Source organism: Emticicia fluvialis (assembly GCF_024793945.1).
Taxonomy (GTDB): domain Bacteria; phylum Bacteroidota; class Bacteroidia; order Cytophagales; family Spirosomataceae; genus Emticicia; species Emticicia fluvialis.
The window spans coordinates 43553-56819 of record NZ_JANUSD010000003.1; the positions used below are offsets into that span (position 1 = coordinate 43553).

The 13267-nt window shown below is 44.9% G+C and carries 16 protein-coding genes; 3 read left to right on the top strand and 13 right to left on the bottom strand.

Going from position 1 to position 13267, the window contains the following annotated elements; genetic code table 11:
• Positions 1-29 precede the first annotated feature (29 nt).
• From NZ848_RS04000 to NZ848_RS04050, 11 genes are all read right to left on the bottom strand, one after another.
• Positions 30-1523 (bottom strand): hypothetical protein, encoded by a 1494-nt coding sequence (locus NZ848_RS04000; protein ID WP_101726509.1) that lies wholly within the window; start codon positions 1521-1523, stop codon positions 30-32.
• 255 nt (positions 1524-1778) lie between these two features.
• The gene (locus tag NZ848_RS04005; protein WP_259014451.1) at positions 1779-1928 is read right to left on the bottom strand and encodes a hypothetical protein; all 150 of its coding nucleotides are present in this window, start codon (positions 1926-1928) and stop codon (positions 1779-1781) included.
• A gap of 86 nt (positions 1929-2014) precedes the next feature.
• The gene (locus NZ848_RS04010; protein WP_259014452.1) at positions 2015-2521 is read right to left on the bottom strand and encodes a hypothetical protein; all 507 of its coding nucleotides are present in this window, start codon (positions 2519-2521) and stop codon (positions 2015-2017) included.
• 130 nt (positions 2522-2651) lie between these two features.
• Positions 2652-3176: a hypothetical protein gene (locus NZ848_RS04015; protein WP_259014453.1), complete on the bottom strand. Its 525-nt coding sequence runs from the start codon at positions 3174-3176 to the stop codon at positions 2652-2654.
• 15 nt (positions 3177-3191) lie between these two features.
• Positions 3192-3602 (bottom strand): hypothetical protein, encoded by a 411-nt coding sequence (locus tag NZ848_RS04020; RefSeq protein ID WP_253524119.1) that lies wholly within the window; start codon positions 3600-3602, stop codon positions 3192-3194.
• A gap of 11 nt (positions 3603-3613) precedes the next feature.
• The gene (locus NZ848_RS04025) at positions 3614-4096 is read right to left on the bottom strand and encodes a hypothetical protein (RefSeq protein WP_259014454.1); all 483 of its coding nucleotides are present in this window, start codon (positions 4094-4096) and stop codon (positions 3614-3616) included.
• Complete coding sequence (locus tag NZ848_RS04030) at positions 4087-4407, bottom strand: hypothetical protein (RefSeq protein ID WP_259014455.1); 321 nt, start codon at positions 4405-4407, stop codon at positions 4087-4089. Before NZ848_RS04030 ends, NZ848_RS04025 begins: the two co-directional genes overlap by 10 nt.
• A complete protein-coding gene (locus NZ848_RS04035) occupies positions 4407-4736 on the bottom strand; it encodes a DUF6706 family protein (RefSeq protein ID WP_253524128.1) in 330 nt (109 codons plus the stop codon). Before NZ848_RS04035 ends, NZ848_RS04030 begins: the two co-directional genes overlap by 1 nt.
• Before the next feature lie 11 nt (positions 4737-4747).
• Positions 4748-5830 (bottom strand): major capsid protein, encoded by a 1083-nt coding sequence (locus NZ848_RS04040; protein WP_259014456.1) that lies wholly within the window; start codon positions 5828-5830, stop codon positions 4748-4750.
• A 138-nt stretch (positions 5831-5968) separates the two neighbouring features.
• Positions 5969-6550: a hypothetical protein gene (locus tag NZ848_RS04045; RefSeq protein WP_259014457.1), complete on the bottom strand. Its 582-nt coding sequence runs from the start codon at positions 6548-6550 to the stop codon at positions 5969-5971.
• Positions 6551-6562: 12 nt separating this feature from the next.
• On the bottom strand, positions 6563-7285 hold the full coding sequence (locus NZ848_RS04050; protein ID WP_259014458.1) for a hypothetical protein: 723 nt from the start codon (positions 7283-7285) through the stop codon (positions 6563-6565).
• Positions 7286-7424: 139 nt separating this feature from the next.
• Between NZ848_RS04050 and NZ848_RS04055 the strand changes: the two genes are divergently transcribed.
• On the top strand, positions 7425-7631 hold the full coding sequence (locus NZ848_RS04055; protein WP_253524156.1) for a hypothetical protein: 207 nt from the start codon (positions 7425-7427) through the stop codon (positions 7629-7631).
• 145 nt (positions 7632-7776) lie between these two features.
• Here NZ848_RS04055 and NZ848_RS04060 read toward each other — a convergent pair whose 3' ends face one another.
• Positions 7777-8661: a hypothetical protein gene (locus tag NZ848_RS04060; RefSeq protein WP_259014459.1), complete on the bottom strand. Its 885-nt coding sequence runs from the start codon at positions 8659-8661 to the stop codon at positions 7777-7779.
• 143 nt (positions 8662-8804) lie between these two features.
• Between NZ848_RS04060 and NZ848_RS04065 the strand changes: the two genes are divergently transcribed.
• Positions 8805-11471, top strand: a complete 2667-nt coding sequence (locus tag NZ848_RS04065; protein ID WP_259014460.1) for an outer membrane beta-barrel family protein — start codon at positions 8805-8807, stop codon at positions 11469-11471.
• Positions 11472-11503: 32 nt separating this feature from the next.
• On the opposite strand, the gene NZ848_RS04070 is transcribed toward NZ848_RS04065, so the two are convergent.
• The gene (locus NZ848_RS04070) at positions 11504-12487 is read right to left on the bottom strand and encodes a Gfo/Idh/MocA family protein (RefSeq protein WP_259014461.1); all 984 of its coding nucleotides are present in this window, start codon (positions 12485-12487) and stop codon (positions 11504-11506) included.
• 184 nt (positions 12488-12671) lie between these two features.
• On the opposite strand from NZ848_RS04070, the gene NZ848_RS04075 reads away from it, so the two are divergent.
• Complete coding sequence (locus tag NZ848_RS04075) at positions 12672-13253, top strand: hypothetical protein (protein ID WP_259014462.1); 582 nt, start codon at positions 12672-12674, stop codon at positions 13251-13253.
• Positions 13254-13267: the final 14 nt, after the last annotated feature.

Here is a 13267-nt window from a genome sequence, read left to right on the forward strand (position 1 = left end):
GTAATAATATTTAAAGAGTTGATATGAGTCTAATTATAGGTATTTAAGTTATTTTTGTATGGTGAAAAACACTCTACTTTACTTAAATAGTATAAAATTATATCCTCACTCTCACTAAACTTGGGTGCAAAATTAATAAATTTATCATTATAAAGAAAGAATATAATTGGTTTTGTATCTATTGCATTAGGTTCTGTAGCATCTATCAGTATAAGTCCATGACATTTATCATTAATGTATGAGTCCTTAGTAGACAGCTCACAAATCCAAATAAATTTTGGCAATGCTATACTTAAAATAATTTCTTTAAGATTATCAGAATACGTAGAGTTACTTGAAACACTATTCTTATATGATCTACTAGAGGTCAGAAAATACCTTATTAGGTTACCGTCTGAAATTTCAAGTTTTGAACTATAATTTTTTAGAATACTATAAATAGCTTTCTTAACGGCGTATGCTTCAAGATATATCTTTGGATGAAGAGGTGCTACAAAGCAGAAGATACGACATTCTTTCCATTCGTCACTTTGATAATGTTCTGTTGGCTTCTTTGGGTGTGCTTTTTGGTACGGCCCGAAATTATCATCAAAAAATACGAGTTGCTTATTTGTAGTACTAAAATCAAAGATATTAAGACTATCAGACAAAGGAGTTTGACTGATGCCGTTTATCATCGCACTATTAATATTTTCACGACCAATTGCAATAATCGCATGACCTATAGTTTTAGATTGAATCCCAATTGTTACAGGGATACCACTTTCAATATACGTGCTCAAAATCATTCGTAAATCGCTTTCACTATATTCGTTGCGAGTATAAATCTTAGTTCCAAAACCATATTCTTTAAGAGCAAATGAAATGTGCTCAAGACTTAATCCATTTGAAGGAATTTGGCGCTCGTATGATATTTTCTTTAGCGTGCCTATAATTTCAGAAGGTAAAACTGGACGGTACTCCGGGTATCTATGACTAAAATATTCCATTGTAGCCCAGATAGTACTTTCTGCGCAACTATGTGTTTCAGAATCCTGAGATAAGTGAGGGAATCCTAAAACCTCCAATTTCTTACCATTAATTAAGGTAGAAAATTTAGTTGTACAACATGAAAAATTTACCACCTTTAATGCTTTAGGAGAAATAACATTTCTTCCTATTGGTGCTAAAAGAGGTCTAATCACGAAAAAACCTAAATAAATGTCCTGTACTTTATTAGTTGAGGCCGTTCTAAAATCCAATTCACTAATTTCATCTCCAAATAAAGCAATCCTTATACAATGTCTATGATATTCAGTAGATTTTGAAGAAAAATAATGATAATAACTATCTCTAAAAACTCTGTCAGTATACGGATACTCAATGTACAACCATAAATCATCTCGTAATTTATCTAGATAATGTTTGATACTATTTCTCAAAATACCGAGTTCATATTTCGTAAAGTCAATCTTATCTTTAAAATAAGTTGCTAATTCATCATTTAGGTCTCCAATTCTGATTATAGAAGTATCAATTGTCATAAATTCTACAATAAATGTTTTAAGGAATATATAAGTTATTATTTAAAGCTTTTTTTAATCAAATTGCGATATATTAAAATAATCCTAGAAATACTAAAAATATTATTTAACGGCACTACTTATTTAAAGTAACACCTTTAATATTATACATTTATTCCATAAACTCTGCTCGCCTAAATATCCATCCATACGAGGTACACACCTTTCCCAGAACGGCATTGAATAGAACCAAAAAAGCCGCTCCCGCGGCTTTTTCTACCCACCCCCATTCAGACTATTAAAATAATCCATCATTTCCTGGGCGTTTTTGTTGGTTAGTTTTTTGGCGTGTTTCAGGTTTTTGGGCTTGCCTTTGTCGTCGGTATCATAGTTATACTGCGGTGCGTCGGCCAGCATGCGTTGCACGATACCCCAGCGAATACCCCAAACCAGATACTCATAAGGCCAGTGAAAATGGCTGCAGATAGCTCCTCGTGAGCCAAACGGACTGTTCAGTCCGCTGGTGCGGCTGTCTCTATCCGATGAGGAGCTGTCGTCCGGGTCGCGGACATCAATCTGATAGAGCTGATAAAATCCCCCAGGTTATTAATCTGGTTAATGTATATCGTCAACTGAATTAGCTTAGATGGCTGTATGTGCCACAGAAAATAATTAGCCAGCAAACCGGCAAACAATCGTATCTTCCATTTCGAATTCAGCACTGAAACCGCCACGGCCATAGCACATTTCTTAGCCGACTCGGCCGTTATACGTTTGGCCTCAGCCAATGCGTTTTCCGACAGCATTTCTTCATTAAACTCAATGCTCAGAAACAAATGGCTCAGGGTATCGAGCGTACCCAGGTAAGGCTGTTCAATAGAAAATGTACGCTGCTTCTGCTTCGAAAAATATCTTAAAATGCTGCGCTTAGGCACCGTAAACTGCACACCGCGGTTTATCAGCACATCGGCTTCGTTCATTTCTGCTCTATGTGGGTCAAAATTCAGGTTTTCAAACATAATTGGGTGAGTTTTATGGTAAAAACACCTCACCCCTGCCCCTCTCCTTGGAGGAGAGGGGTTTTAAAGTCTCCCTCTCATTTAGGGAGAGGGAGATTTAGTGGGTGAGGTGTAGCTTTGTCAATCAAAATCAATCTTCTTCTTCACCTTCATTAGCTGCCAAAGACAAAATCATTGGTGCTGCATTACCTGCAGGTTTCAGAACAGTAATCACCACTTCAACTTTCAGAGTTTCAGAACGACCAAACTGACCCGTAAACTTGGCAGTAATTTTGGCTCTCGGAATTTTAAATACAATTCCCTCTTTAGGCGTAATCTTCACCGATTTTTCAATTTTTTCCAGACTTGACGGGTAGTTCCAGACTGCGGCCGAACCTGTTCCGGTTATATTACCTCCAAAAACAGCCTGGCATTGTACTAAATCGGGTGCCGCCAGTTGGAAAGTAATGGTTGTTACAGCCATTTTAGCTGCCGTATGGATGGGTTCATCCTGCTCTTCTATAAAAAAATCTGTCAGCTCCGGGTCTGCTGTTTCAATGGTGCAGCTACCTTCTGCAGTGTGTCCGATAGTTGCCAGCGGACTGCCCATTGCTCCGTCAGTTCCCAGAGGAGCTACTTCTATTTTGGCTAAGCCAATTGTTATTAAATCTGCCATTTTATTTGTTAATTTTTAATTTGTATCCATTAATCTGAATTCAATTCTGAAATGAAGCCTGGTTTGTTTCATCTCAGGCTCATCGTAATCTCCCTGCCGAGATGTCCAAAGTGAATAATAGCTCCCATAAGCCTCTCTCAACACCCCTCGCGCTACTGCCAGCACCTCGTCTACCCTTTTGGTATCTTTCAGTGTCTGCTTTTTGCCGTTAATGTTCTGGTAAACCTTGGGTACATAAATATTTACGTTGGCCACGCCTGCCTGCAGGGTTCCGTCTCCTACCAACATACTGCTGATCACCACGTCTTCGCCGGGCGAGTCCAGCGGGCGTTCGCCCTTGTAAACGCCACCTCTGATAAAGGTTCTGAGCGGCGAGCTACTGATTAAGTCATACAATATGTTGTCCTGATCGGCTGTTGTTCTCATTTTTCTGACGATTAAACTTTCCCTTTCCTGAGCTTTTCAAGCGCATCCGTCACCGTTTTACCTACATACATTTCAGCGCCGGTCAGTACGTCTTTCGACATCGACTCGGCCTGCACCGCATATTCCGACCCCGAAACCACAATCAGCGCATAGCCCTTGCCATATTGGGCCGCCAGTTCATAAGCCAGGCTTTCGCCTTGTTGTGCTTCGTTCACCGGTGGTTCGGCCTCTGTGCCATCAGGGGCGCTGGCAGGCGCATCGGGCATAGGCAAAAAATCTTTGGCTACCACCATCCCGTCTGCCACTATCACGTAGCCAATAGAAGCCGCCAGCCTGCCCGAGGCATCAATTGTGTGGGCATTGGCGCGCGCTATCTGCACACTCTCCTCACCCGCCTGCTTCAATATCTGCAGAAACGCCTCCTTTACCTGTTTAATGCCCGCCTCCAGTTCCTTCCTGATGTCGGCATGGCTGAAAGTGGATTTCAGAGCCATAATCTTGTATGAAAACGGTCTTTACTTGCAAAAATCACCTCGCCCTCCAACCTGATGGTGCCGTCAGCCTCCAACACCCTTACGCGCTCGCCGGCCTGCAAAGGCGGTACACCCTTCGGGCAGTGTATCAGGTGTGTGGCCTGTAGATATGTGCCATCTTCCTTGCTGAACTTCCTTTGCCTGCCTGCTTCGTTACGGCAGGCGCTCACTACTATCCAGGCGGGTTCGTCGGTCACAAAATTGCCCCGGGCATCTTGTGTAGCCACCGGCACATGGAGCCTGTGTAATACGTATGGATACTGGATTGACATCACCACAAATCAGATTTGTTTTTAATTTTTGGTTGTGCTGCTTTCTGCACTTTGTTTTCGCGCCCCAGGTTATGGCACAGCAATGCGTAATAATCCTGAATGCCTTCCTTGTCGTAGCTGATGCTATAGCCCCCTTCAGAGACCGACGAGACCACCAGCAATTCGGGAATAAAACCATACAACGCCTGCTCGGTTCTATCTACACTATCCAGCGTATACGTTTCATCTGAGGCTATGCCGTTTTTCAGCAGCAGGGCTTCAATCTCATTGTGGTCAATGATGAACCCAAACCTCCCGAGCTTACTTCTTATGTAGTCCGCAACTAGCATCGGCATATCGTTTATTTAGACCACGCAGGGTTCAAACCATCTACCAGCCATTTAGCGCTGGCGCTGTTCAGCACCGGAAACGCATTGGCAATACCCAGGCAGGTTTCAACCAGTGGTTCTTCGCTGGCAAAGCGTTTAATCAGCACGTGTTCACGTTTGATTTTCAAAGCAGTTGAGCTTTCCACATCTTCATCTGCCAGGCGCGTATGGGCAGTGTTGCCCAGCACAGGGGTTTCAGAGAACAGCAGCACTCCCGCTTCCCAGGGATTCACCTGTGTGCGAACGCCTTTAATTTCGATGTCGATGAAACTTTCTACCAGACCAATCACCGGTAGCCCCTGCGCTTTCAAAGCCATGTTTAAGGTTGAAAGCAGCGTAACCTGTGTAGGTGCAGGCGTCTGATTAGCCCACGGAGCCACAAAGGCAATGGTTTCGGCCGATACCAGAATGGCATCAATCATATCCTGGTCTGTAAAAATGTAGTTCAGCTTTTTGCCTTTGGCTCTGGCGGCCTTCACTACGTCTCTTATTTTGGTGATAGGCTTTGATGTTTCGGCATTGGCCACCGTGATGCTCACCGACACGCCCGACTTGTTAACGGCCGGAATCAGGAAATCAACATTGGCTTCTGTTACCAGCCCGTCGTTATTGGTATTGGTCAACACCACTTTGCCTGTGGATGCCGCCCGTAACGCCAGCCATTCCAGCCGCGCATTTACCCCATTGAACACAAAGAGCTGGTCTTCCCAAATCCAGTTCAACAATTCTTTTTTGGCGGCATCGTCTTCGTAGCGTTTCAGCGTGTTGTACTCGTTCATCTGCGATTCGGTTTTTTCACGAGCCACCCCGATTTTCGGGATACTGCCGCTCAGTTTAGAAACCACCTCACGTCTTTTACGAGGCGCGCGTGTATCCCACGAAATCACGTCACCCGCCACCGGTGCACCGAACTCTCCTTCCAGCGACTCCCACTTCAGAGAGGTGACGAATTTGAGCGGAAAAAGCGTCGGGAAGTAAAAGTCTGTCAGGGCATATTCATTGGCCACTGCCTGCATATCCTTCTCGCTCAGTCCGTTTATCAATGATTTTATCATTTACTGAATCAATTTTGAATGAAAAAATAAAATACTTAGGTTGTAAAGTCCGTGGGAGGGTTTAGTATAATGATTTCACCTCACCCAAAGGTGTAGTCGTAAAGCCAACCCCTCCCATTCCTCACAACCATACAATAATTACACCCACAAAATCTGCGGCAGGGCCGCTTTCATCTGGGCAGTGGCCACCGGAGCGTTGGCTTCAAAAAGCGTAGCTCTCAGCCAGGCATCTACCGCGTTGGTTTCGCCTGCTTTCAGTTTAATGGCATGGCCTGTAACCGCAAATGGCGTTACTTTAAAGGCAGATGTGTTGGTGGTAGCCTCGGCCGCTGCCTGAAAAACACCCCCATACTGCGCCACAGCCACACCCAGGGTAGTAGCTACGGTAAGGGTGTCGTAATCGGCATTTGAGGTATCAATACCTGTAATTGCATAGGCTTTGGCACCGGTAAGGGCGGCAATGAAATCGCCGGGTTTAAAGCCGTGCCCCTTAAACACCAGATAACTGGTAGCCGTATTACCGGCAGCCGTATGCAGTTTGGCAGTTTTCAGCACGTGGTATAAACCGTTGTTGTCTTTGCCCACCACCGACCCGGCCTGAACAACCGTGCCGTCGGTAAAATCGGCAGCTGCAATGGTAATACCTCCGCTGATATCTTCCAGTTTGGTAGCGAACGCCAGCTTATCGGCCAGGTCGCTCTCTTGAAAGTTTTGCATCATGAGATTTTGAAATTAAGAATGAAAAACCTGCTTGCCCATACCCGCAACACTGCCTGCCTCAGCTGGCGCCACACCTAAAACCGGCTTGCCGGGCGTTGGCCCTTTGCCTTCTTTTTCGGCTTTTCTGGCATCAATGTAAGCCTGCGTATCAACCGACACCCCGTTTCTGGTGGTGCGGCCGGGTATAGGCTGTGGAATCTTACCCAACCCTTGGTCGCCAAACAGCGGTTTCACCTCTTCCAGCCCTGCTTCCAGTTCAGTTTTAAAGGTTTCAAACTCGCTTTCGTCTCTGAAATTCATCCGCCCAAAATCGCGCAGTTTCATTTGTCTGAACGACTCCGGCGTGTCTTTCAGCAGCGTCTCAAGTGTTGCCCTCCGCAACTCAGTGGTTTTGCCGTTTTCCAGCGCGCTTACTTTGTCTATAAGCGCCCTGTTGGCCTCCATCAACCCCTGCGCCCAGGCAGGCACATCATCATTGTCGGGCCTTGTAAAGCCGTTTTCGTTGCCCTCTCTGGCTCCTTTTTGTTTGGCAATGGCCTCGGTTACCCGCTTGTCGGCATCGCCCTGAAAAGCCTTGAGCAGCGCCTCTACCCCTCCGGTTGCGGTGTCAATTTCGCTTTCGTCTGTTACCGTGGTTTCCAGCATGGTGGCAACAGCGTCAAAAGTTTTTTCGCCAAACCCCAGGTGCTTGTATCTGGTTTTCAGCGCTTGCAGAATTTTCCCCTTTAATAACATAAGGTGTGGATTGTGTGAAAAATTTAATGATTATGTTGTGTTCATAACAAAGATAAAAACATTATTTTTGTACTTATAATATAAGCACCCCCAATAACACAAAACCGTGTTAGTCGCATAACCATCACGGAATCCACACATGAAACACCGCAAAGACATCATCTATCGCCTCACATTCAGGCGCATCGAAAAGGCCGAATATTACCACCAGCTAAAGAGCATCTACGCCTACCACACCCGCGACGAAATTGGCTGCCGCATTGGCCACCTGTACGACTCTAAAATTGAACCCGACAAACCCTTTAGCAATAAGAAAGTGATAATTGAAGTGATAGAAGTGAGGTGAAGGATTGTGGCCGGTGCGCCGATGCGACTAACTTTCAGTTCGCAGCATATATTAAAAAATTGTGAAACATTGCCGCAATGGAATTGTGCCTTTTGTGTACATAGTGGCAAAAAGTACACTAAACTAATTAAAAAATCACCAGACACTACTCTTCCACCTTATTGATTAATCTGATTTTATTATTGGTTCGATTGCTTTCGATCCGACCCATAATTGTTAAATTGATAGCCGAATAAACATCCAATTCAATATTCTGAATAAGCGTTGGGTATTTTTCAGACATGCCGATAACCCCTTCATACTTTACTTCTACTATTTCACTTTCAGCTTGTATGCCCTTGCCCGGCACCAGATTATTGTAATCGTCATCGTTCTTTTTCAAGGAAGCATCCGCTGATTTTTTAACAGGCGCAAAGTATCCTTTTAATTTATACTGCTTTTTGGCTTCGTCCAGAACCACATAGCTATTTACATAATATCCTTCTCGAACGGCAATACTGTCTGTCCAGCCGGTGGTACCTTCCGGCCTATTCAACAAAACCCCCGACAAAGCGCCCGGTGAGTGGAGTTCGGGTAAATCAACCCTTGAAAGCTCAATTATTTCTCCTTCAGCTTTGGTAAGTTCATTGCTCTCTTTCAGCTTTATTGTAATACTTTTTTTAACCAATGGAAGATAACTTTCAACCGCCATTTTAGAAATCTCATCACTGGCAAACGGTGCATGGGTATCTATGCTGTAACGGCTGTTTTTATCCTGCACGCGCATAATTTTAAACTTCAGTATAGGCGCATCCTTGCCCTTAAACGCCAGGTTTCTGGTAACAGAAAAACGATTGACACCCTTCGAATAATTGGTAATGATAGTCATGTTGTTTTTTTCATCAACAACTGTTGTGGGTTCGGTATCAAGGCGGGCGGTCTCTTTATAGAAAACCGAAACTACGGTTTTGTTATCTAAAACCTGATAAAAACTGCTTTGTGCAAAAGCATGATGGATAGTTAGCGCCAGCAAAATAAATATTTTTTTCATGGGATTATCTTTGTTGCAAAAAAAGGAAAAAATCCGGTTATGTTTTATCTAATTAAGTTTTTTTAACTATCCCTGCAAAATAAAAACCCAACCACAAAGGTTTAGTATGTGGTAATATCCAAAAACCTCTGAACCCACCCTTTATGCGTTCCCCGTGCCTGGCAACCTTGCTGTGCTGTGTCACTTTCATTACTTCATTTGGTCAGGGCAGCAGGCACGTCCGTGTCTGTGTTAGGGCAACCGCCAACACAAAAAATTACACCATCAGGCTTATCCGGGTTTCGGGTATCGCAGAAAAAATGGTCTCTCAGCAAACAGTGCATTCCACCTGCACCGATATCGCCGTGGCCGCACATGGCACCTACAAGCTATTGGTGCAGTCAGACTGCTGCGCTGCCATAACAGAAGCCTGGTTAGCAGATACGCTCAAGAACAACCACCGGTTTAACATCAATCTTGAAGAAAAAAGCATCCAGCTGAAAGAGGTGGTTGTAAAAGAAAAAAAAGACCGTTTTGAACGCCGCGGCGACACCCTTTTTGTAAATATTGCCGATACCGACGCCCGCCCCCATGCCGCAGCGGCTACACTTTTTGATAGAATCAATGGTCTGAATTCTTCTTTTGGAAGCGTAAGCATTTTAGGTGAAGACGTGCAGGAAATAACCATTGACGGAAAGCGGATTTTTGGAGGAATATCGAAACTGACGCTTGAAAGTATCAGAGCAGACATGATTGAGCGAATGGAGTTTATACAAAAAACACTAGCCAACGGACAAAAACAAAATGTGCTCAATATCAAACTGAAGGACAAGAAAAAAGATGGCATTTATGGTGATTTAGAAGCCGGAACAGGAGAAAACCGAAACTATATCGGCAGGGCAAGTGTCAACAAAATTACAAAGAATGGGTTTGTCAATGCCTTTTCAACGGCCAACTCAATTAATGAAACAGGCATTGATACCAAAGTTATGGACAGAATATCTCTCAACACTTTCAGAAACGCTTTAAATGCCAGTAGCTCGGTTATAGGGCTGTATGAACCGCGCACCATAGAAAACAATACAGAGAAACTGGGGCCACGGTTCAGGGGCATTAACAAATATTTTGATACCGGCCTCAACTTCACTCATGAACAAAAGAAGCTGGCCTTTGATGGATTCATTTTTGGTAATTTCAACCGCCAGACTTTCCGGCAGGCCTCTACGCAACAGCAGTTTTACCCCAACGTCTCCCAGACAATCAATAGCCAAATGCAAGATAAAAGCCGGATCGGAAACATAAACGCCAACATTAATCTGAAATGGAATATAAACGAAAGAACCAGTCTGCGCGTTTCCAGCCAGTTAAACCATCAAAACCACAGCAGGTCGGTAACTGACACCACCATTACCGGTTTTTCAAACGTACCTGCCAACACTTTAATTATTTCCCGAAGTCAGAAAGATATCAATACACTGAACCACATATCTCAACTGAGCCTGGTGCAGAAAGGCCGCCGGGGTGGCTTTGTAAGTTCACTGTACTTTAGGCTCGACAACCAGTTTCAGGCAGATTCAAACCATTTTGACAATTCACTGCAGAACCCCGCTGCCCGATTGCACCAAAACCAGATAATCAACAAAAGACAGAATAATACCACCCAAACCGTTCAGCTGGTGCAGTCTGTACCGCTGTCCAGCCAGTTTCTGATAGAAGGTAAACTAAAAGGCATGTTTGAGAACTATTCCATCCGCCAACATACTTCCTGGCCGATTGAGGGCAATCCGCCGGTGCCTGCCGCCAATTCTATCAATAACCAAATTATTGAAACCGGCATCTATGTTTTATACAAGCGCGCAAAGATTGACATCATCAGCGGGCTGGCCTACGCTTACTGGCATATACGCAGGCAAACCCTAAAAGACTGTTTTACAGACAGGCCCTCTTTTTTGTTTAATCCGTTCACTAAAATAGAGTACCGCTTTCCATCAGGAAAACTATCGGCAAGATTCGCTCAGGAGCCTCTTTTACCCGGAGCAATCGCATTGATTACACCACCGGATAGCAGCCATCTGAATCAGATTACTGTGGGCAACTTGTTTCTGAATCCCTATCAGCAGAAAACATTTGAACTCACTACGCACCTACAGACAAGAAACGGGCATCAGTTTAACCTCAACTTCAACTATAAGCGGCTCAATGGCGCTGTCATTAATGAGAACTTTTACCAGCCAGATTTGAATATATTTACTTCGGGCTTCATCAATGCCCCGGCCCCAGTAAGCAACTGGAACCTGAATTTCAGCGCGTATCAGATAAAACTTAAAAGTAAATTTTCTTGGTTCTTTATGGGCGGCATGTATCAGATAAACTCCCTGACAAAAACCCTCGAAGCGCTTTCGCCGTTACAACTAAACCTGGCGTATCTGAATGTAAATACAACACTAAAACTGAAAAGCACATTTAATCTGAAGGCCAACTGGGAGTCTCAGTTCAGGATTATCCGGAACAATGCCATCATTAATCATACAGTAAATCTAAAAAGCGAAGCCGACATAGGCAATAAATGGTTTGTTGACAATGGTTTAAGGCTGAACATCAACCAAAGCGGCACCACAAGCACCCAGTTATTGGCAGATGCAGAAGTAGGTAAATTCTTATTAAAAAACAATGCTTTAAAAGTATCTCTGGCAGCCAGAAACATTTTTAATACAAAACAGCAAATAACCATAGAGCAGGGCAATAACTACCAGTCAACCATGAGCGCCAATACCCTACCCCGGGTTATACTGTTGAAGTTTACCATCTATCCTGAATCATGGAAAAAGTAGCTATAGCAACCGGCTTCTAATCTTACCGCCAACTACAAGTTCGCGCCACAACTATTTTCTATCATCCGCATCACCTCAGCGCCTTCAAAGCCGTTGCAGGGGTTGGGGGCGTTGCCTAAAAAGTATTGCACCGTTGCGGCTATCATGGGTTGTTGCACGTGTGCAAGGGCATCAAAATGAATGGTTTCTGTATTACCGCCGGTTTCTATGGTAATACTATCTGTACCAAAAACAGCAAAACTGATTTTGCCTTTGCTGCCTTGAATCTCGCAATAATCAACGGCCTGTGCGGCATTAAAACACCAGGTGCCATTAAAAACCACCCCGTTTTTAAACAGCACATTGCTCACCACCATATCGTCGGCATGATACAATCCCCCCTGATTCGTCGCCAGTCCGGTTACCTTTTCTACGTCGCCAAAGAAATAATACATCAAATCAAGCTGGTGCGGAGCCAGGTCATGAAACAGCCCCCCTCCGGCCGTTACGGGGTCTACGCGCCAGGCATTCCGCGGGTCGGCCAGTTCGTGTTCAGTCAGCGGCGGCTTGGCCAGCTCCAGCCTCACCAGCCGCACATCGCCGATGGCGTGTCCGGCCAATAGTTCCTTCACTTTCCTGAAACGCTGCTGCGCACGCCTGTAATGCGCCACCACCAGTTTTACGCCTGCCTTTTGGGCGGCATAGGCTATTCGCATGGCGGCTGCGTAATCGTCGGCCATTGGTTTTTCTACATACACGGGTTTGCCTGCTGCTATGGCTGCAAGCGCGTACAGCTCGTGGCTTGATGGCGGCGTGGCCACATAAATGGCATTGATGGCCGGGTCGTTTATCAGCGCATGGGCGTCGGCATACCACTTGGGCACGCCGTGCCTATGGGCGTAATCTTCAGCCCGGGCGGCATCGCGCCGCATTACGGCTATCAGGGCAGAGGCCGGCACCTTGTTAAAGGCAGGCCCGCTCTTTACTTCGGTTACGTCTCCGCAGCCAATAATCCCCCAGTTAATTGTATCAGGCATATCGTTTCTTTTTCAGATTTTGAAGCAAAGCAAATATCGAAAGAATATTCAACTTAGCAAAGGGCACAGGTTGAGGCACATATTTACGCCTTCAATATTTGTACGCAGCCCGAACAATATCGGCCTTGTATTGGTTATAACGGCACGGGGGAAACCCTACACGACTTTATCAATTAAATATACCATGAAAAAAAACATCATTCTACTTTGCCTTGTATTAGGCACTTTTACGGGCGCGGTTGCGCAGGAATCTAAACCCAGATTTACCATTACCGCCGGTTACGGGCTGCTGACCATGCCGCAGTTTGCCGAAGGCCTGAGCGATATCCTAAGCACCACCGTTACCGGCGGCACCGTACGTTACGAAGACGCCAGTTTTTCTGGCGCGTTGGTGCTGGGCGTAAAAACCGCAGGCACAGGCCGGGTAAAACTGGGTATTGATGTAGTAAGCGAGCGTTTCTCGAAAAAGGTGTACAACACCAGCAATAACGAGTTTCTGGGCGACAGCCGTGGTAGTTACCTCAGCTTTATACCGCGGATAGACTACCACTGGTATAACAAATCATTGTTGCGCCTGTACTCTGGCGTTGGGGCGGGTATTTCGTTTGCGTCGCAGAAATTCCAGAACACCAAAGACAACCATACTTTTTTTGCTTTCAACGTAGTGCCGGTGGGTATTGAAATAGGCGGTAATCTCTCGGTCTACGGCGAAACCTCAGTGGGCTACAACGGCCTTATCAACCTGGGGCTTCGATACAAACTTTAAAAACAGTGTGCTTC

Excerpts from the sequence above, each read along its gene's own strand:
- NZ848_RS04000 (WP_101726509.1), bottom strand. The coding sequence starts at position 1,523 with ATGACAATTGATACTTCTATAATCAGAATTGGAGACCTAAATGATGAA.
- NZ848_RS04010 (WP_259014452.1), bottom strand. The coding sequence starts at position 2,521 with ATGTTTGAAAACCTGAATTTTGACCCACATAGAGCAGAAATGAACGAA.
- NZ848_RS04015 (WP_259014453.1), bottom strand. The coding sequence starts at position 3,176 with ATGGCAGATTTAATAACAATTGGCTTAGCCAAAATAGAAGTAGCTCCT.
- NZ848_RS04020 (WP_253524119.1), bottom strand. The coding sequence starts at position 3,602 with ATGAGAACAACAGCCGATCAGGACAACATATTGTATGACTTAATCAGT.
- NZ848_RS04025 (WP_259014454.1), bottom strand. The coding sequence starts at position 4,096 with ATGGCTCTGAAATCCACTTTCAGCCATGCCGACATCAGGAAGGAACTG.
- NZ848_RS04030 (WP_259014455.1), bottom strand. The coding sequence starts at position 4,407 with ATGTCAATCCAGTATCCATACGTATTACACAGGCTCCATGTGCCGGTG.
- NZ848_RS04035 (WP_253524128.1), bottom strand. The coding sequence starts at position 4,736 with ATGCTAGTTGCGGACTACATAAGAAGTAAGCTCGGGAGGTTTGGGTTC.
- NZ848_RS04040 (WP_259014456.1), bottom strand. The coding sequence starts at position 5,830 with ATGATAAAATCATTGATAAACGGACTGAGCGAGAAGGATATGCAGGCA.
- NZ848_RS04045 (WP_259014457.1), bottom strand. The coding sequence starts at position 6,550 with ATGATGCAAAACTTTCAAGAGAGCGACCTGGCCGATAAGCTGGCGTTC.
- NZ848_RS04050 (WP_259014458.1), bottom strand. The coding sequence starts at position 7,285 with ATGTTATTAAAGGGGAAAATTCTGCAAGCGCTGAAAACCAGATACAAG.
- NZ848_RS04055 (WP_253524156.1), top strand. The coding sequence starts at position 7,425 with ATGAAACACCGCAAAGACATCATCTATCGCCTCACATTCAGGCGCATC.
- NZ848_RS04060 (WP_259014459.1), bottom strand. The coding sequence starts at position 8,661 with ATGAAAAAAATATTTATTTTGCTGGCGCTAACTATCCATCATGCTTTT.
- NZ848_RS04065 (WP_259014460.1), top strand. The coding sequence starts at position 8,805 with ATGCGTTCCCCGTGCCTGGCAACCTTGCTGTGCTGTGTCACTTTCATT.
- NZ848_RS04070 (WP_259014461.1), bottom strand. The coding sequence starts at position 12,487 with ATGCCTGATACAATTAACTGGGGGATTATTGGCTGCGGAGACGTAACC.
- NZ848_RS04075 (WP_259014462.1), top strand. The coding sequence starts at position 12,672 with ATGAAAAAAAACATCATTCTACTTTGCCTTGTATTAGGCACTTTTACG.